A 19,171-nucleotide genomic window follows, 5' to 3' on the forward strand; every position below is an offset into this window, starting at 1 on the left:
TATTCCAAACCATCCTTTCTCAGGAGATCCGCATGGCCCTCAACCTGCCCGCCGGTATGCAAATTACCGCCCCCGTGAAGCCCGAATGGGAATCCATCCTCACCACCGAGGCACTGGAATTCGTCGCCAAGCTGCACCGCGCCTTCGAAGGCCGTCGCCAGGAACTGCTGAAGGCCCGCGTCGAGCGCCAGGCCCGCATCGATGCCGGCGAAATGCCCGACTTCCTGCCGGAAACCAAGCACATCCGCGAAGGCGACTGGAAGGTTGCCCCGATCCCGGCCGCCCTGCAATGCCGCCGCGTCGAAATCACCGGCCCGGTCGAAGCCAAGATGATCATCAACGCCTTCAACTCGGGCGCTGACTCCTACATGACCGACTTCGAGGATTCCAACAGCCCGAACTGGGAAAACCAGATCCAGGGCCAGGTGAACCTGTACAAGGCCATCCGCCGCGAACTGTCGTTCAAGAACGAAGCCGGCAAGGAATACAAGCTGAACGACAAGATCGCCACCCTGCAGATCCGTCCGCGTGGCTGGCACCTCGACGAGAAGCACGTGCTGGTCGACGGTCAGCGCGTTTCCGGCGGCCTGTTCGACTTCGGCCTGGTCTTCTTCCACAACGCCAAGGAACAGATCGCTCGCGGCGCTGGCCCGTTCTACTACCTGCCGAAGATGGAAAGCCACCTCGAAGCCCGTCTGTGGAACGACGCCTTCGTCATGGCTCAGGATCACTGCGGCATTCCGCAAGGCACCATCAAGGCCACCGTGCTGGTCGAAACCATCCTCGCCACCTTCGAGATGGAAGAAATCCTGTACGAACTGCGCAACCACTCCGCCGGCCTGAACGCCGGTCGCTGGGACTACATCTTCTCCTGCATCAAGAAGTTCAAGAAGAACAAGGACTTCTGCCTGGCCCAGCGCGGCGCCATCACCATGGAAGTGCCCTTCATGCGCGGCTACGCCCTGGCCCTCGTCCAGGCTTGCCACAAGCGCGGCGCCCCGGCCATGGGCGGTATGTCGGCCCTGATCCCGATCAAGAATGACCCGGTCGCCAACGAAAAGGCCCTGGCCGGCATCCGCCACGACAAGACCCGCGACGCCAACGACGGCTTCGACGGCGGCTGGGTGGCTCACCCGGGCCTGGTGCCCATCGCCATGGAAGAATTCGTCAAGGTGCTCGGCGACAAGCCGAACCAGTTCGAGAAGCAGGTTGAAGGCAAGTTCGGCCCGGAACAGTGGCTCGACTTCCGCCCGACCACCCCGATCACCGAAGCCGGCCTGCGCAACAACATCAACGTCGGTATCCACTACCTCGGTTCCTGGCTGGCCGGCAACGGCTGCGTGCCCATCCACAACCTGATGGAAGATGCCGCCACCGCCGAAATCTCCCGCTCGCAAGTGTGGCAGTGGGTGGTTTCACCGAAGGGCATCCTCGACGACGGCCGCAAGGTCACCGTTGAAATGGTCCGCCCGATGATCGCCGAAGAACTGGCCAAGGTGAAGGCCACCGTCACCGCTCAGGGCGAAGACACCGCCACCTACGACCAGGCCGCCGAAATCTTCGACCGCATGTCGCTGACCCCGGATTACCCGGAGTTCCTGACGCTGCCGCTGTACGAAGCCATGGCCTAAAGCAACAACAAGGGTAGAGAGAGACAGGAGCGCCGGGGAGACCCGGCGCTTTTTTTGTCTCTGCGCCGTCAGCTGTGCAGCCGCAGACTCAATTCATCGACCGCTTCGGCCCAGTCGTCGTTTTCCCGCCATTCATCGCGCAGGAATGCGGCCTGGCCAGGCTGTGATGATGGAAATCCATGATTGCGCTCGTGGTTCGGTAACGACAAGCTGCGACCTTCTGCCTGGTAGACGTTATGTCACCGCGCGTTACCGGCCTTTACCCCTTACCTGTCAGCCCTGATCCATGGATATCCTGATCGACATCATTCTCAAGGCCGGCCGCTCGGCGGTCGAACTCTCGCTTTTCGTGCTGCTGCCGGTGATGGTGGTCATGCTGTCGCTGATGCGCCTGCTCGAAGCGCGCGGCGCGCTGGACTGCCTGGTCGCCCGCATCAGCCCGTTGCTGCGGCCGTTCGGGCTGACCGGGCTGGGCGTCTTCGCGGCGCTGCAGATCAACTTCGTCAGCTTCGCGGCGCCGATGGCAACGCTGACCATGATGGAGCAGCGCGGCACCTCGGATCGCCACCTGGCGGCCACGCTGGCCATGGTGTTCGCCATGGCGCAGGCCAATGCGGCCTTTCCGATGCTGACCATGGGCCTGCAATTCGGCCCGCTGCTTGCCTTTTCGCTACTTGGCGGCCTGGCCGCGGCAGCAGCGACCTATTACCTCTTCGGCCGCCATCTCTCTGCGCTGGAGGCAACGCTCGACGAAACCCTGCACCACCCGGTCGCCGACAACGCCAAGGGCGTGCTCGACGTGATCAACCGGGCCGGGGCAGAGGCCTTCAAGATCGCCATCGGCGCCATTCCGATGCTGGTCCTGTCATTGGTTGCGGTAACGGCACTCAAGAAATTCGGCGCCATCGATGCGCTGACCGTTCTGATCGCCCCGCTGCTGCAGGTGGTCGGCATCGACCCGGTTCTCATCCTGCCGACGCTGACCAAGTACCTGGCCGGTGGCACGGCGATGATGGGGGTCATGGACGACATGCGCCGCGCCGGCCAGGTCAGCGGCGAACTGCTCAATGCCAGCGCCGGTTTCCTGATCTCGCCATTCGACCTGCCCGGCGTGGCGGTGCTGATCTCGGCCGGGCGGCGGGTAGCGGCCGTCTGGAAACCGGCGGCCGTCGGGGCCTGTGTCGGCATCGCATTGCGCACCCTGGGCCATGCCGCTTTCGCCTGAGACTCATTACATTTGGTAAAAGATAACAAGACAACAAGCGATCTATTGCTTACCACGCATAAGCAATAAACTTCGAGCATCGTTTCATGGTGTTTCTCCGATGCTCTCTGCCCTCACCCAACTGCTCATCTTCCAGCTTGCCGGCGAAGTGATTGTCCGCGGCCTGGCGCTGCCGGTGCCCGGCCCGGTGCTCGGCATGCTCCTCCTGTTTTCCGCCCTGATCCTGCGCGGCGGCCCCGGCAAGGAGCTGCAGACCACCGGCTCGACACTGCTCCAGCATCTGTCGCTGCTCTTCGTGCCGGCCGGCACCGGCATCATGGTGCACCTGCACCGGGTGGCCGACGAATGGCTGCCGCTGCTCCTCTCGCTATTGATCAGCACCGCCGTCACGCTGGTCGTCACCGCCCTGGTCATGAAAGCCTGCCAGCCCAGGGCCACCACCGGAGAAGCACCATGACCGCCGAACTCAGCCAGATCTGGGTCTATCTGGCCGCATCCCCGCTACTCGGCCTGACCGTCACCCTGCTGGCCTATCAGGGCGCCTTCTGGATCTACCAGCGCTCGGGCAACAATCCCCTGGCCAACCCGGTTCTGATCGCCGTGACCGCGCTGGTCCTTTTCCTGACCGCCACGGGGACCACTTACGAAACCTACTTCGCCGGCGCCCAGTTCGTGCATTTCCTGCTCGGCCCGGCCACCTTGGCGCTGGCCATTCCGTTGTACACCCAGTTCAAGCGGGTGCGCGCCATGCTGTTGCCGGTGCTGGCCGGCCTGCTCGCCGGCAGCCTGACCGCCATCGTGTCTGCGGTGCTGATCGGTCGATTGTTCGGCGCCAGCCAGTCCACCCAGTTGTCGCTCGCCCCCAAGTCGGTGACGACACCGATCGCCATGGGGATCGCCGAGCGCATCGGCGGCATCCCGTCGCTGACCGCCGTGCTGGTCATCGTCACCGGCATCCTCGGTGCGCTCGGAGCCCGGTACGTCTTCGATGCGATGAAATTGCACGACCCGGCCATTCGCGGCTTTGCCATCGGCATTGCATCGCACGGCATCGGTACGGCGCGGGCCTTCCAGGTGAATGAACAGACCGGCGCCTTTGCCGCGCTGGCCATGGGCCTGAACGGTGCGCTGACGGCGATGCTGGTGCCGGCGCTGGCGCACTGGTTGTCGCCGCTGATCGGTCACTGACCCCCTCGCGAACCGGGGGCGGGGCCCCCTGTCACGCTGCCTTGCCACGCACGGTGAATTGCTGCAAACTAACAAAACCAACAAATCGACAGTATTCTGGCATCGACATGGCGCACAGTGCAGACGACGACCTGATCTTCATCGAGGAAGATCGCAGCCCCGACAACATCGCCGACGTGGATGCCTGCTGGCGCATCCTGATCGTCGATGACGACCGCGACGTGCATGAAGCGACGGAATTCGCGCTGTCCGGCGTCGAGATCCTCGGCCGTCGGCTGCACCTGATGCATGCCTATTCCGGCCGCGAGGCGCTGACCGTACTCGAACGCGAACCGGACATCGCGGTCGCCCTGCTCGACGTGGTCATGGAAAGCGACGATGCCGGCCTGAAGACGGTGGTCGCCATCCGCCAGGACCTGATGCTGCTCAACCTGCGCATCATCCTGCGCACCGGGCAGCCCGGCCAGGCGCCGGAAGCGGACACCATCGCCCGTTACGACATCAATGACTACAAGACGAAAAGCGAACTCACCCACAGCCGCCTGTACACCACGCTGACCTCGGCCATTCGCTCCTACAACCAGCTGCAGCGCCTCGATGCCAGCCGGCGGGGCCTGGAAAAAATCGTTGCGGCCAGCAACCAGTTCATCGCCGAAAAGGGCCTGCATTCCTTCGCCGAAGGTGTCATCACCCAGCTCGCCAGCCTGATCGGCATCGCCCCCGAGGGCCTGGTCTGCGCCGCGTCGTCCGATGACGAGGACCATCCCGAGCAATTCCGCGTCATTGCTGCCGCCGGCCGCTACAGCCACCTGATCCAGCAACGCCTGGAGGAAATCGACAACCTGCACATCGCCCAATCGCTGAACCAGGCGCTGCGCAACCACTACAGCACCGTCGGCAGCCGCGACATCACGCTCTATTTCCGCAAGAACGCCGAGGAGGGCTTTGCCGCCTATATCGAATCGGCCGAGCCGATCCGCGAAGTCGACCAGCATCTGCTGGAAATTTTCTGCACCAACATCGCGTTGTGCGCCAAGAACATCGACCTGGTCAACGAACTGCGCCGGGATGCGCTGGTGGACCGCCAGGTCGGCCTGCCCAACCGCAACGCGCTGGTCCTCGAACTCGACCGCCGCCTGGCCGAGGGCGCCCACAACGAAGTCGTCGCGCTGCTCGACATCGACCAGTTCGCTGCCACCAACGACATGCTCGGCCACCCGTATGGCGACGCACTGCTTACCGCCACGGCCCAGCGCCTGCGTGCGCTATTCGACAACAGCGTTTTTGTCGCCCGCCTGGCTGGCGACGCCTTCGCCCTGGCCGGTCAAGGCCGTTTCCTGGACACCGCCACTATCCAGCGTCTGTTCGCCCATCCCTTCCTGATCGACGAAATCGACCATCCGGTGTCGGTCTGCCTCGGCATCGCGCCGCTCGACGGCTGCAGCAACGGCCAGGATGCGCTGAAGAACGCCTACGTCGCCTTGCGGCGTGCCAAGGCGCTCGGCATCGGGCAATCGGTCACCTTCTCGCCGGAAATCGGCCAGTCGGCACGCGAGCACACCCTGCTGCTGCGCGACCTGCGCATCGCCTTCGAGCGCCGCGAGCTATCCATCGTCTATCAGCCGCAGATCGACCTCGCCTCGGGCAAGGTGATCGGTGCCGAGGCCCTGCTCCGCTGGCAGCGCGCCGACGGCGAATTCGTGCCGCCGGACCGCTTTATCCCGATCGCCGAGCAGTCCGGCCTGATCGTCAGCATCGGCCGCTGGATGCTCCCGGAAGTGCTGCGTAGCCTGAAACGCCTGCAGGCCGCCGGCCACGAGCAACTGCGCATGGCGGTGAATATCTCCAGCATCCAGCTGCGTCAGCCAAGTTTCCTCGATTTCGTCAATAACAGCCTGGCCGAAGCGGGCGTTGCACCCGAACTGCTGGAACTGGAAATCACCGAATCGGTCGCCCTGGAGGGGCTGGATGCCATGGTTGCCCTGCTCGACAAGCTGCGCAGCCAGGGTATCCGCATCGCCATCGACGATTTCGGGACCGGCTATTCCTCGCTCAATTACCTGGCGCGCCTGCCCTTCGACCACCTCAAGATCGACCGCTCATTCGTGCTGTCGATGGATACCAGCGAACGCGGCGCGCGTATCGTACGCACCATCGCCCGCCTCGGCTCCGAACTGGAGGTCAAGACCGTCGCCGAGGGGGTCGAGAACCAGGAGATCGGCCAGCGACTGCACGCTTTCGGCTGCGGCGCAGTACAGGGCTATCACTACGCCCACCCGATGGATGAGGCGAGCCTCCTGCTCTGGCTGGCGGAACACCGCTGAGTATCGATCTGGCTCGTTGAACGGAGACACGCCATGGACAAGCTTATCCCGATGCCCGTTGCACCGCGGGTTCCGCCGAAGGTCACCGGTCAGCTGGCCCGCCTGGCCACCAGCGTGCTCGCGGCCACCCTGCTTTCCGCCTGCGGCCCCAAGGAGCCGGTCCGTATCGGCTTCATCGGGGAACTGACCGGCAACTCGGCCGATCTCGGCGAGGCCGGCCGCAACGGCGCCCTGCTCGCCGTCGAGACCATCAACCAGGCGGGTGGCATCGCCGGCCGGCAGGTCGAACTGCTCGCCCGCGACACCGGCAGCACGCCGGAAGCTGCCAAGGCAGCCGCCAGCGAGTTGCTGGGCAAAGGCGTGGTCGCCGTCATCGGGCCGATGACCAGCGGCATGGCCAAGGCCATCCTGCCGGCACACGATGCTGCTCGTATCGTCCTGGTTTCGCCGACGGCGACCGCCATGACGTTGCACGGCCAGGACGACTACCTGTTCCGTATCAACTGGACAACCCGCGACAATGCGATGCTCTATGCCAAGCATTGTCACGAACGGGGCTTCCGGCGTCTGGCATTGGCCGCCAACCAGAACAACCGCGCCTTCTCCGAGAGCTGGGCCAACGAATTCCAGCGGGCTTTCGAGCAGCATGGCGGACAGATTGTCGGCATCGAATACTTCGATTCCGCTGCCGAGAGCCAGTTGCCGGTCGTCGAAAAACTGCTGGCGCCGCGCCCGGATGCGCTGGTTTTCGTCGCCAACGCCGGCGACACGGCGCGCCTCGCCCAACAGACCCGCAAGCTCAACCAGGCCGTGCCGCTGCTCGCCGCCGAGTGGGCGAGCACCGGACAATTGCTCGAACAGGGAGGGCAGGCGGTCGAGGGACTGGCCATCCTCCAGCAGTTCAATGCGGACGATACATCGCCCCACTTCACCGATTTCCACCAGCGTTACACCAAGCGCTTCGGACGCGCCCCGGCCTTTGCCAGCGTCCTGGCCCATGACGCCGCGACCGTTCTCTTCGACGCCCTGGCGCGGCGCGACGGAGATGCGCCACTCAAGCGCACCTTGGTCGACAAGGGCCCTTTCCAGGGCTTGCAGCAAACCATCCATTTCGACACCAACGGCGACACCCAGCGCAGCGCCGCCATCGCCCTGGTCCGCGACGGCCGCTTCGTCCGCCAGGCGCCATGAAGCTGCCCCGCTGGCATCTCCGCACCTCGCTCACCCTGTTGCTGGTTGCCGCCTCGGCGATCGCCATGCTGATTGCCTTCGCGCTGCTCCTCGCCTATTACCAGCCACGCCTGGCCGCACAGACACGCGACGATCTCGGGAAGAAAAGCGGCGATCTCGCCCGCCGCTCGGAAACCGTACTCTCCATCCTGCAGGGGCAACTCGAACTGGTCGCCAGCAGTCTGGCCGACCGCCAATCCATCGACCCGCAGCGGCAATTGAACCTGCTGATCAGGCAGGCCGCCTTTTCCGCCGTCTACCATCTCGACCCGTCCGGCAAGGTGATCCATGCGGCCGTCTCCGACGGCGAGCGCAAGCAGGCGGCGGAACTGATCGGCAACGACCTGGCCAACGACCGCCTGCGCCGCCAGGTCATGCAACGACTGAGTACCGTGTGGAGCGACAAATACCTGTCCCCGGTATCGCAACGCATGACGGTGGCGATCGGCGTTTGGACCGGCAAGGACGTGCTGATCGGCGAGATTCCACTCGCCTACATCCTCGAGACGATCACCGAGTCGAGCAACCCGTCGGCCTGGGCGATCTGGGTGACTGACGGCTACGGCGACATCCTGGCCGATTCCGAACACAGCGAACGGGTCGGTGTGGTCAACCTGGCCAGCCAGCCGATCTTCGTCAAGGTCCAGGGCATGCCGCAGGCCATCGGGGAAGGCAGTTTCGAGGGTAAACGCTACGACATGGCGGCCGCCCGCTCCGAGCGCATGAACTGGTATTTCATCGTGCGCAGTCCGGCCGGCCTCGATTCGCCGCCACTGCGCACGGCAGTTGGCCTGGGCCTGACCGCCCTCGTTTCGCTGATGCTGCTCAGCCTGCTCTTCGCACCGCTCTGGGCGGCCCGGACGGCGCAGCCGATCAATGCCATCGCCGAGCGTGCCCGCAAACTGACTGAGGGCCACCCGGAAGGCGACTGGCCGCGCAGCTCGGTCATCGAGCTCAACCAGTTGTCCTCCGATCTCGAGCACATGGCGGCGGCCATCCGAGAACGGGAGCAGGAGCTGGAAATCATCTTCGAATCGTCGCCGGTCAGCCTGCTGCTCACCGACCCCTTCCCCAGCTTCGCCTTCGCCAAGGCCAACGCGGCCACCCTCCGCCTGTTCGGTTACCCCCGGGAGGAACTGATCGGTCGCAACGGCGCCCAGCTTGGTTTCTGGAAAGACCCAGCCGACCGGAACAGGATGCTCGCCCAGTTGCACGAAAATCAGGCCGCCCAGCTCGAAGCCTGGCTGCGGCGCCGGGACGGCAGCGAATTCCTCGGCATGATCCAGGCCCGCACGGTGCTCATGGGCGGTGGCATGCGGACCATCTGGTCGGCCGAAGACATCACCGAGTTGCGCCATATCGAACGCGAGGTCCGCGAACTGAACGTCGAACTCGAAGCGCGCGTCCAGAAGCGTACCGAGGAATTGCGCGCCGCCAATACGGCGTTGTCGACCACCGTCGAGCACCTGCAAATGGCGCAGACCGAGCTGGTCCGCTCCGAAAAGTTGGCCTCGCTCGGCTCGCTGGTCGCCGGTGTCGCGCACGAACTGAATACCCCGATCGGCAACGGCGTGATGGCCGTCAGCACCCTGCGCGGCGCCCTCAAGACTTTCCGCGAACGCAGTGCCGAAGGATTGAAGCGCTCGCTGCTCGACAGCTTCGTCGAATCGGTGGATACCGGCTCGCTGATCGCCGAACGCAACCTGGAACGCGCCGCCGAACTGGTCACCAGCTTCAAGCAAGTGGCGGCCGACCAGACCACCTCGCAACGCCGGGCATTCTGCCTCGACGAGGTGGTACACGAAATCGCCCTGACCCTTGGCCCTTCGCTGCGCCACAGTGTCGCCCAGCTGAACGTCGACATCCCCGAAGGGATCCGGATGGAAAGCTACCCGGGGCCGCTCGGCCAGATCATCGCCAACCTGATCACCAACGCCACCATCCATGCCTTCACCGACCGCCAGCAAGGCCAGATCCGCATCGTTGCGCTGGCCAGCGACCAGCAGGTGCAGATCTGGGTCGGCGATGACGGCGTCGGCATTCCGGCCAACCTGCTGCCGCGCATCTTCGATCCTTTCGTCACGTCACGCATGGGGCGGGGCGGGACCGGTCTCGGCCTGCACATCGCCCACAACATTGCCCAGAACGTGCTGGGCGGCCGCATCTCGGCGACCAGTGTGGAAGGCTCCGGCACCGTCTTCGAGCTGGAAATCCCCCTCGTCGCGCCCCAGCCGGTGGAAGCCTGAAACCCCCGCCGCGCCCCCCGATGCCGTTCGCTTAGGGTAAGTACCTATGGCCGCCCGGCGCCGGCCAGCCAAGAATTGCACCATGCAGCAACGGATCTCCACCCCTCCCCCGCAACAGACCTGGCTGTGGCTCGCCCCCTACATTGCAATCGGCGTCTTTGCGCTGGCCATGCTGATCCTGACCGGGCTCCTGCAATGGCGCGAACTGGACACGGCCCGCTCGGCGCTGGAAGGCGACATGCACTGGGCGGAACGGACCATCGAGACCCGCTTGCAGGCCCACCGCGACTTTCTCGCCGAACTGGGGCGCGAGCAGGAATTCAAACAGCTGACCTACGAATCCTTCCAGGTGCGCGCTGCACGCTATGTCCGCGAGGCGCCGGAAATTCAGGCCATCATCTGGGTGGATACCGACGGCAAGGTGGAGTGGGTGGCCCCCAACGAAGGCACCCTCACCTTCGTCGGCGACCAGCTGGTCGGCAACCGATGGAGCGCGCTGCAGGAGGCGCTGCGCATCCGCCGCGAGCTGGTTTCGCCGGATTACCGCGACGGCACGCTGGGGCCGATGCACGACATCATCCTGCCCGTGCAGCGCAGCAGCGCCGATCTTGGCGCCTTCATCGCCGTGCAGTCGCTGGAAAGCCTGCTGCGCACCACCTTGCCCGCCGTATTCACCGCCCGCTACAGCCTGACGGTGGTCAATGCCGAGAACCGCGAGGTATTCAGCAACAGTTCAGTCAAGCCGACGGACCGCCAGCTTTCCGGCCTGATCAACCTGGAATTGCCGAACAACCGCCTCGGCCTGAACATTGTCGCCTATCGCGCCGGTGGGGCCTGGCTGACCTTCCTGCCGGCCGCGCTGATCATCGCGCTGACCCTGATCGCCTCGGTAACGCTGATCCAGCTCCGCCGCCATGCCCGCCACCGCGCTGCTACCGAGGAGGAACTACGTACCGCCTACGCTTTCCGCCAGGCGATGTCGAATTCCCTGATCACCGGCCTGCGCGCCATCGACCTCGAAGGCCGCATCACATTCGTCAATGCCTCCTTCTGCCGGATGACCGGCTTCGAGGAGAGTGAGCTGGTCGGCATCAAGCCCCCCTATCCCTACTGGCCGCCTGAGGAATTCGAGCAGCTGCAGCGCAACATCGATACCGCGCTGGCCGGCAAGGCCCCCCCGAGCGGTTTCGAGATGCGCATCATGCGCAAGAACGGCGAACGCTTCGATGTCCGCCTCTACTTCTCGCCGCTGATCGGCACCGATGGCCGGCAACTCGGCTGGATGGCGTCGATGAACGACATTACCGAGCCCAAGCGGATACGCGTCGAGCTGGAACGGGCGCACGAGCGCTTCACGACCGTCATCGACGGCCTGGACTCCAGCGTGCATGTCGCCGATGCGAAAACCGGCGAAATCCTCTTTGCCAACCGCGCCTTCCAGAACATCTATGGCTTCGACACCGTCGGCCGCGACAGCGAACTGGTCACTGCCGCCTGCCGTCCGCCGCCCGACGCCTACCTGCGCGATCCACGGCAGATCGGCAGCGACGAACTACCCTGCGAAATCTATGATGGCGAAATCCAGCACGCCCTGTCCGGCCACTGGTACCACCTGCACGAACGCGCCATCCGCTGGGTGGACGGCCGCACCGTGCGCGTCCAGGTCGCCGCCGACATCACCGACCGCAAGCACATCGACGAGGTCAACCTGCAGCAGCAGAAGCGCCTGGAACAAACCTCGCGCCTGATCACCATGGGCGAAATGGCTTCCTCGCTGGCCCACGAGCTGAACCAGCCGCTGTCGGCCATCGCCAACTACTGCGCCGGCTGCGTCAAGCGCATGCAGGCGGGCAACTACAAACTGGACGACCTGCTGGTCGCCATGCAGAAGGCCTCCAGCCAGGCCGAGCGGGCCGGCAAGATCATCCGCCGCATGCGCGACATGGTCAAAAAGGACGACCCCAAGCGCGAGCCCATCGCCCTGCCCGAACTGATCGACGAAGCACGCGCCTTCGCCGACATCGAGGCGCAGCGCACCGGTACCCAGCTCATCGTCGACCTGCCGCCGCAACTACCGCGCATCGATGTGGACCGCATCATGATCGAGCAGGTGCTGCACAACCTGATCAAGAACGGCATCGAGGCGATGACCGATGTGCCGGTCGACCGCCGGCAACTGGTGCTGCAGGCCCGCCTGCTCGACGAGCGCATGGTCGAGGTCAGCGTCACCGACCACGGCCACGGCCTGGCCGGCGAGGACATGGAAAAGATCTTCGCTCCCTTCTACACGACCAAGCCGGAGGGCATGGGTATCGGCCTGGCCATCTGTCGTTCTATCATCGAGTTTCATCAGGGGCGGCTGTGGGCCACGCCGCGCCGCGAGGGCGGCACGGTCTTCCATTTCACCGTGCCGATCGAGGAAGAGAGCGGGGAATACCATGACTGAAACGAAGCAAACCATCCATGTCGTCGATGACGACGAAGCCATGCGCGATTCGATGTCCTGGCTGCTGGAGGGCGAAGGCTACCCGGTGGCCTGCTTCGACTCGGCCGAGGCCTTTCTGCAGGCCTTCCGCAACGACATGCGCGGCTGCCTGGTGCTCGATGTCCGCATGCCGGAAATGAGCGGCCTCGAACTGCACGAAAAGCTGGACAGCCTCGGCTCGCAACTACCCGTCATCTTCGTCACCGGCCACGGCGACGTGCCCATGGCGGTGGGTGCCCTGCAGCGCGGCGCCTGCGATTTCATCGAAAAACCCTTCCACAACGAGGATCTGCTGTCGCGCATTGTCCGTGCCCTGGAACTCGACAACCAGATCCACGCCCGCCGCCAGCGCGACGGCGCCATCTCGCACCGCCTGGAGCAACTCACCCAGCGCGAACGCGAAGTCATGGACCTGGTCGTCGCCGGCAAGTTGAACAAGCAGATCGCCGACGACCTGAACATCAGCATGAAAACCGTCGAAGCCCACCGCGCCCGGGTCATGGAAAAAATGGGCGTGCGCACCCTGGCCGAGCTGGTCAAGGTGGTGCTGACAGTCAACTGACTCAGCCAGCGGCAGCCGGGCTGAACTTCCCGGCAATCCCCCTGGCTGCTGCCGCAGTGAACAAAGCCGGACTCATCCTTGTGATGGGTCCGGCTTTGATTTCCTTCGCGTTGCCTTGGCGCCTTGGCGGTGGGTGTTCAGATTTTCAATCGAGCTTCCCCGATTTTCCGGCCGCTCAGTAATTGCGGACAGGCGCCTTGGGCGGCATTTTCGGCTTGCCGAAGTAAGTTGCCGGCGGCGCAGCATAGCCTGCCTTCGCCGGCTCGTCCTGGATCATCTTCGCCGACTGTTCCTGCGGCTTGCCCCGCCGGGCAGTGATTTCCAGCGTCGCGGCGCGGGCCGGGGCCGCCCGGTCGACATCGGCGCGGACGATGCGCATGCGCTCGACGGCAATCCGCTTGTCCACCGTATCCGTCGAATAACCGCGCTTGACCAGCGTTTCGCGGATATTGAGCAGGTTCTCCAGTTCCTTCGAGGAGCGCAGCGAGCGTACCGGCGCCCCCCAGCTTTCCTTGGGCTTGGCCACAGCGATGTTGAACTCCTCCGGGTTGCTGACCATGCGGGCGATCTCCAGGCGATTCTGGCGCATCGCCCATTCCAGCGCCCCATCGCCCCAGTCGTTCTTCGGGCTGCGGTCGGCGCCTTTTTCGATCAGCTTGCGCGCCAGTTCCTGGTGGCCTTCGTACACCGCCATCATCAGCACGCTGGAACCGTTGGTACTCTGGGCATTGATGTCGGCCCCCTGCTCGATCAGGTAATCGGCCACCTCGGCATGGCCGGAAAACACGGCGTAATGCAGGGCCGACCACCGGCGGGCCGGCGCATTGATGCGCGCCCCACGTTCGAGCAGCCATTTCACGGCCGCCAATTGGCCGCGCCAAGCGGCCAGCGCAAGGGCGGATTCGCCATTGGCGTTGAGCAGGTCGATATCGGCGCCGCGCGAGATGAACAGACGCATCAGGTCGAGTTTGCCCTCCCAGGCCCCGATCATCAGGCCGCTGCCGATGCGGCTACCCAAGAAATCGGGCGGCATGCCGGCGTCCAGCCATTTTTCTGCCTGGCGCACGTCACCCAGTTCCATGCTGTTGGTGAAGGCGACCGGATCGGGCAGCACGGGCTCCGCCGAAAATACCGGGGCAGCCGCCAACAGCAAGCCGCCCATCCCGATTATCATGGCGACCAGTCCTTGCGCAGTTCGTCTCATTGCATTTCCATTGCTTCAGGCCAGCCCCCATTTTCTCATGATCCGAACCGATTTCCGGTTGGCGGCGGCGCTGGTGCTGTCCCTGCTCCTCCACCTGCTGCTCCTCGGACCCGAACTGATCCCGCCACCGCGCCCGGCCGCGCCGCCGTTACAGGCCGAGTTGCGCCCGCCGCCACTCCCCGCTCCAGCGCCACCGGCCGCACCGACACCGCCCCTGCACCTGCCCGAAGACCCCACCCCGGCCAGCCAGCCGGCAGCTGTCCCGCGCCCCTCCGCCGCCCGCCCGCCACGCCCGGCCCAGGCGCCGAAATCCTGGACCCAGTCGGTGCGCGAGCAACTGGGCAAACTCGACAGTGCCGGCCTGTTCTACCCGGCCGAAGCCATCGCCCGGGGCCTGCAGGGCGAGGCCCATGTCCTGCTCGTCATTGACGAAGCCGGCAACGTCGTTGCGACGCGCCTTGAGCAGAGCAGCGGGCACGCCATCCTCGATGAGGCAGCCCTGAGTGCCGGCCGCCGACTCAAGTCCCTGCCGTCCGACGCGCCCCGCCAGACCGTGTTGCCCATCCGCTTCCGCCTAAAGTAATAGGTCAATATGCCGCTGGTGAGTTTTAAGGTATAAGATGGCAAAAAGTATCAATTTACAAATTTCACTAAAGTGAAGGGAGTCGAGCGATGGGTTCCTTAGCCAGATTCAAACTGTCCACCCGCATGCAGCTTCTCGTCGGCCTCACCTTGGTCGGTCTGCTGGTGCTCTGCGTCACTGCCCTGTATCAGCTGCGCGACACCATGCTCGAGGACCGCAAGGAAAAGGTCCGCAACGTGGTCGAGGTCGGCATGGGGATCATCGCCCACCACCACAAGCTGGCGACCGACGGCAAGCTGAGCGAAGCCGATGCCAAGCAAGCCGCGCGCGATGCCCTGCGCGGCTTGCGCTATGCGAGCGGTGACTACTATTTCGGTGTCGACACCAACGGCGTCTATTTCGTCCATGGCGGCAATACGGCCATGGAAGGCCAGAACAAGCTCGATCTCAAGGACACCCATGGCAAGCCGCTGATCCGCGACCTGATCGCGGCCGCCCAGGCCGGGGGCGGATTCGTTGAATACTGGTTCCCGCGGGCCGGGCAACAGGTTGCCGAACAGAAGCTGTCGTATGCCACCTTGTTCACGCCGTGGAACTGGGTGCTCGGCACGGGCATCTACATTGACGATATCGAACGCGAGTACAAGAAAGTGGCCATGCTGCTGGGCGGTATTTCGCTGGCCCTGCTCGTCGGTCTCGGCATCATCGGCACCTTGATCGGCCGCAGCGTGACGCAACAACTGGGCGGCGAACCGACCGACGTGGTCGGCATCATGCAGCGCGTCGCCGACGGCGACCTGACGGTCAACGCCGGCCAGGTCAAGGAAGGCAGCCTGCTCCATGCACTGGACGGCATGACGGCCGCCCTGCGCCGTATCGTCAGCGAGATCAACCGCGATGCCAACATCCTGGTCGATAACGCCCAGCATATCGCCACCGCCTCCGACGAGGTGGCCAAGGCTGCCGAGCACCAGTCCGATGCCACATCGGCCATGGCCGCTGCCATCGAGGAACTGACGGTCAGCTCGAACCACATTTCGGACAGCGCCCGCGAAACATCGGCCGACTCCCGCGAAGCGATGCAGCTATCGACCCAGGGGGCCGAGCGCGTCAGCCAGGCCACCCAGGCCATCCAGCAGGTCTCGACCACGGTCAGCAGTGTTGCCGACCGCATCCGTACCCTGGAAGGCCGGGCTGAACAGATTTCCAGCATCGCCAACGTGATCAAGGACATCGCCGGGCAGACCAACCTGCTCGCTTTGAATGCCGCCATCGAAGCAGCCCGGGCCGGCGAACAGGGACGCGGCTTCGCCGTGGTGGCCGACGAAGTGCGCAAGCTGGCCGAACGCACATCGAGCGCGACGACCGAAATCGAGCAGATGATCGTCGCCATCCAGGCCGATACCGGTGGTGCGGTGGAAGCGATGAACGCCGCGCTGCCGGAAGTCGAACAAGGGGTGCAACTGGCCGAGTCGGCGACCGATTCGCTGCGCGCCATCGAAGAAGGTGCCCATCGCACGCTGGAACGTGTCGGCGAGGTGGCCGATGCAACGCAGGAACAGAGCGCGGCCAGCACCTCGATCGCCCAGCGTGTCGAGCAGATCGCCAACATGGTCGAGGAAACCACGGCAACCATCCGCGGCACGACGGAAACCGCCCACCAGCTGGAAGAGATCGCCAACAACCTGAAGGGCCTGATCGGCCGCTTCCGGGTCTAAAACCAGCCGGCCGGGAGCCGGCGCGACTCAGATCGCGCCGACTTCCCGCATGGCCGCGATGCGCTCCGGCGCATAGCCGAGACTGGCCAGTACCGCCTCGGTATGGGCTCCCAGCTCGGGGCCCGGCCATTCGGTACTGCCTGGCGTCTCCGACAACTTCGGTACGATGCCCGGCATCCGGAATCCCCGACCATCCGGCAGCGTCGCCGTTTCGAACATCTGGCGGGCGATGAATTGCGGGTCGGCGAACATGTCGGCCACCGAATAGACCCGTGACGACGGGACTTCAGCCTCGGCCAATACGGCCAGCACCTCAGCCTCGTCAAGTCCGGCACACCAGGTATCGATCAGGGCGTAGATCTCGTCGCGCCGGGCATCGCGTCCGGCATTGTCGGCCAGGCCGGGATCGTCGGCCAGGTCTGGCCGGCCGATGGCCAGCATGAAGCGCTTGAAAATGGCATCGCCGTTGGCGCCGATGGTGACGTGCTTGCCATCCTTCGTCGTGTGCGTATTCGATGGCGTGATGCCCGGCATGATGTTGCCGGAACGCTCGCGCACGAAACCGAAGACATCGAATTCCGGCACCATCGATTCCATCATCGCAAAGACGGCCTCGTAGAGGGCCACATCGACCACCTGACCGGCCCCGCCGTTGACCTCCTTGTGACGAAGCGCCATCAGTGCCCCGATCGCTCCCCACAACGCGGCGATCGAGTCGCCGATCGAGATGCCGGTACGCACCGGCGGCCGATCGGGGAAGCCGGTGATGTAGCGCAGGCCGCCCATCGATTCGCCCACCGCGCCGAAACCGGGTTGATCCTTGTAGGGCCCGCTCTGCCCGAAGCCGGAGAGGCGCACCATGACCAGCCCGGGATTGTCGGCGTGCAGTTGCTCCCAGCCCAGACCGAGCTTTTCCAGCACACCGGGGCGGAAATTCTCGACCAGGATGTCGGCTTCGGCGATCAGCCGGCGGACAAACGCACGCCCCTCGGGATGTTTCAGGTTGGCCGTCACCGATTGCTTGTTGCGCGCCTGGACGGCCCACCACAGCGAAGTGCCCTCGTACAGCTTGCGCCATTTGCGGAGCGGATCACCGCCATCCGGCGATTCAACCTTGATCACCTCGGCCCCGAATTCGGCCAGGATGCGCGTGCAGAACGGCCCGGCGATCAAGGTGCCAAGTTCGACGACCTTCAGGCCGGCCAGGGGTTTGTTGCTGTGCGCCATCTCAGGGCTCCCAATGTTCGACATGCATTTTCCGGCCCAGCAGGCGGGCGACCGTCGCCGTCACCTGCTGCGGTGCGCCGCTGGTCGCCACGCTGAGCCGTCCTTCCCCGCCGCCGAGCAGGCCGGCCGCGGCGAGCAGGCGTTCGGTCTGGCGGGCGACCGCCGCACCGGTATCGAGCAGCACCGTACCCGCCGGCATGCGCCGGGCAATGCCCTCGGCCACCCACGGATAATGCGTGCATCCCAGGACGACAACATCGGCACCGCCGTGCGCCAGCGGCGCGACATAGTCGTCGAGCAGGGTCTCGACCGCGTTGCTGCCCGGCCCCTGCGCTTCAATGGTGTCGGCCAGCCCGGGGCAAGCCTGGGTGATCACCCGGACATGGCTGGCGTGGTTGCCGACCAGGCGCTGGAAGCGGGCGCTCTGCAAGGTGCGCGTCGTGGCCAGCACGCCGACGACACCGGAGCGGGTCTGTTGTGCCGCCGGCTTGACCCCGGGTTCGAGCGCCACCACCGGCAAGGGGGTCGCCGCCCGAATGGCCTCCGCCGCTGCGGCCGTCGCCGTATTGCAGGCAATGACCATGGCCTTGGCCCCCTGTCGGGCCAGTGCCTCGGCAATGGCCACGCCGCGCTCGCGGAGAAACACCTCCGGCTTGTCGCCGTAGGGCAGGAAGCGGGTATCGGCGAAATAGAAATAGTCCTCGCGCGGCAAGCATTCACGCAGGGCATGTAGAACCGTCAGGCCGCCGAGGCCGGAATCAAAGACGGCGATGGGCTGTCTGGATGACACTCAGACTGCCTCCCGGAACACCGTGCAGTGACGATAGGCCGCCCCGCCGCCCACCAGTTCGATACCAGCGATCAGCCAGTCCGTTTTGCCACGGGCCAGCGTCCATAGCTGTTGCTCTGGCCGCGACCCGGCAAAACCTTCAATCAGCTCGCCGCTCGGCAGATGGGTGACATGAAAGGAGGTCTGCACATCGACACGGACGGTCACCCGGTCGCGATGATTGGCCTGCCAGTCCTCCAGACCGACGACACTGGCCTCGCGCCAGGCGAAATCGAGCAGCACCGGGCGTGTCCGGTTCTGGCGCCAGCCGGCCAGGCGCTCGGTTAGATAGTCGCGCCAGTCCTCGGTCAGGCTGGCCGCCACCGGGCCGATGTCGTTCGCCGCCAGCGCCCGCCAGTAGGGTTCGGCGAGGGCCTTCACCCGTTCGTTCAGGCGCTCCGGATTCCAGAAGGCGTCGGCGGCGGCGGCCTGCTCGATTTCCCGCGCCGCGATCCGCCGCTGATCCTGATAGACCAGCGCACCATAGGCCGCAGCCAGCAGAACGGCCAGCGCAGCAGCCAGTTCGAGCAGGCGCAGGCCGAAGAGCACGATCTCCGCCTGCTCACGCGCCCAGAACAAGGCGAGAACGAAGACAGCAAGCAGGATCAGGAGCGGCCACTTCAGCCAGTGGTCGATAGCCGGCCCGGGGTCGCCCCGGGTGCGGTGGATCGGACGGGTACGCTTCATGTGCAGAAAAAGAGAAGCCCCCGGACCGGGGG

Annotated in this window: 16 protein-coding genes; 11 read left to right on the plus strand and 5 right to left on the minus strand. The window is 65.0% G+C overall.

From position 1 onward, the window contains the following. Positions 1-32 precede the first annotated feature (32 nt). Entirely contained in the window at positions 33-1,631 is a 1,599-nt protein-coding gene (gene aceB, locus K420_RS0116935; RefSeq protein ID WP_027459094.1) for a malate synthase A, read from the plus strand. A 68-nt stretch (positions 1,632-1,699) separates the two neighbouring features. On the opposite strand, the gene K420_RS21225 is transcribed toward aceB, so the two are convergent. Then, entirely contained in the window at positions 1,700-1,840 is a 141-nt protein-coding gene (locus K420_RS21225) for a DUF2789 family protein (RefSeq protein ID WP_084019719.1), read from the minus strand. Between the two features lie 77 nt (positions 1,841-1,917). On the opposite strand from K420_RS21225, the gene K420_RS0116945 reads away from it, so the two are divergent. From K420_RS0116945 to K420_RS0116980, 8 genes are all read left to right on the plus strand, one after another. Continuing rightward, complete coding sequence (locus K420_RS0116945) at positions 1,918-2,856, plus strand: nucleoside recognition family protein (protein WP_027459095.1); 939 nt, start codon at positions 1,918-1,920, stop codon at positions 2,854-2,856. Between the two features lie 100 nt (positions 2,857-2,956). Beyond that, a complete protein-coding gene (locus tag K420_RS0116950; protein ID WP_027459096.1) occupies positions 2,957-3,313 on the plus strand; it encodes a CidA/LrgA family protein in 357 nt (118 codons plus the stop codon). Then, complete coding sequence (locus K420_RS0116955) at positions 3,310-4,044, plus strand: LrgB family protein (RefSeq protein WP_027459097.1); 735 nt, start codon at positions 3,310-3,312, stop codon at positions 4,042-4,044. Before K420_RS0116950 ends, K420_RS0116955 begins: the two co-directional genes overlap by 4 nt. Positions 4,045-4,151: 107 nt before the next feature. Further along, positions 4,152-6,368, plus strand: a complete 2,217-nt coding sequence (locus tag K420_RS0116960) for a GGDEF/EAL domain-containing response regulator (protein ID WP_027459098.1) — start codon at positions 4,152-4,154, stop codon at positions 6,366-6,368. A gap of 33 nt (positions 6,369-6,401) precedes the next feature. Continuing rightward, positions 6,402-7,559, plus strand: a complete 1,158-nt coding sequence (locus K420_RS0116965; RefSeq protein ID WP_051453223.1) for an ABC transporter substrate-binding protein — start codon at positions 6,402-6,404, stop codon at positions 7,557-7,559. Continuing rightward, positions 7,556-9,844, plus strand: coding sequence for a sensor histidine kinase (locus K420_RS19900; RefSeq protein ID WP_051453224.1), 2,289 nt, complete (start codon positions 7,556-7,558; stop codon positions 9,842-9,844). Before K420_RS0116965 ends, K420_RS19900 begins: the two co-directional genes overlap by 4 nt. 82 nt (positions 9,845-9,926) lie before the next feature. Further along, the gene (locus tag K420_RS0116975; RefSeq protein WP_051453225.1) at positions 9,927-12,290 is read left to right on the plus strand and encodes a PAS domain S-box protein; all 2,364 of its coding nucleotides are present in this window, start codon (positions 9,927-9,929) and stop codon (positions 12,288-12,290) included. Next, positions 12,283-12,891 carry a response regulator transcription factor gene (locus tag K420_RS0116980; protein WP_027459101.1) on the plus strand — a complete coding sequence of 203 codons (609 nt, stop codon included), beginning with the start codon at positions 12,283-12,285 and terminating at the stop codon, positions 12,889-12,891. The genes K420_RS0116975 and K420_RS0116980 overlap by 8 nt, the downstream gene beginning before the upstream one ends. A 175-nt stretch (positions 12,892-13,066) precedes the next feature. Here the strand turns inward: K420_RS0116980 and K420_RS19415 are convergent, their stop codons facing one another. Then, positions 13,067-14,065 (minus strand): ankyrin repeat domain-containing protein, encoded by a 999-nt coding sequence (locus K420_RS19415; RefSeq protein WP_157275142.1) that lies wholly within the window; start codon positions 14,063-14,065, stop codon positions 13,067-13,069. A 67-nt stretch (positions 14,066-14,132) separates the two neighbouring features. Between K420_RS19415 and K420_RS0116990 the strand changes: the two genes are divergently transcribed. Both K420_RS0116990 and K420_RS0116995 read left to right on the plus strand, forming a co-directional pair. Then, positions 14,133-14,678, plus strand: a complete 546-nt coding sequence (locus K420_RS0116990) for an energy transducer TonB (RefSeq protein ID WP_027459102.1) — start codon at positions 14,133-14,135, stop codon at positions 14,676-14,678. An 89-nt stretch (positions 14,679-14,767) separates the two neighbouring features. After that, positions 14,768-16,396 carry a methyl-accepting chemotaxis protein gene (locus K420_RS0116995; protein ID WP_027459103.1) on the plus strand — a complete coding sequence of 543 codons (1,629 nt, stop codon included), beginning with the start codon at positions 14,768-14,770 and terminating at the stop codon, positions 16,394-16,396. 27 nt (positions 16,397-16,423) lie between these two features. Here the strand turns inward: K420_RS0116995 and K420_RS0117000 are convergent, their stop codons facing one another. Genes K420_RS0117000 through K420_RS0117010 form a run of 3 tightly spaced genes read right to left on the minus strand, consistent with a single transcriptional unit; the run spans position 16,424 to position 19,139 of the window. Continuing rightward, complete coding sequence (locus tag K420_RS0117000) at positions 16,424-17,623, minus strand: CaiB/BaiF CoA transferase family protein (RefSeq protein WP_027459104.1); 1,200 nt, start codon at positions 17,621-17,623, stop codon at positions 16,424-16,426. Between the two features lies 1 nt (position 17,624). Continuing rightward, on the minus strand, positions 17,625-18,413 hold the full coding sequence (gene murI, locus K420_RS0117005) for a glutamate racemase (RefSeq protein WP_027459105.1): 789 nt from the start codon (positions 18,411-18,413) through the stop codon (positions 17,625-17,627). After that, positions 18,414-19,139: a Tim44 domain-containing protein gene (locus tag K420_RS0117010; RefSeq protein ID WP_027459106.1), complete on the minus strand. Its 726-nt coding sequence runs from the start codon at positions 19,137-19,139 to the stop codon at positions 18,414-18,416. It lies immediately after the preceding gene. Between the last annotated feature and the right edge of the window lie 32 nt (positions 19,140-19,171).

Origin of the sequence: Dechloromonas agitata is5, assembly GCF_000519045.1 — a bacterium.
In the GTDB taxonomy this organism is placed as follows: Bacteria; Pseudomonadota; Gammaproteobacteria; order Burkholderiales; family Rhodocyclaceae; genus Azonexus; species Azonexus agitatus.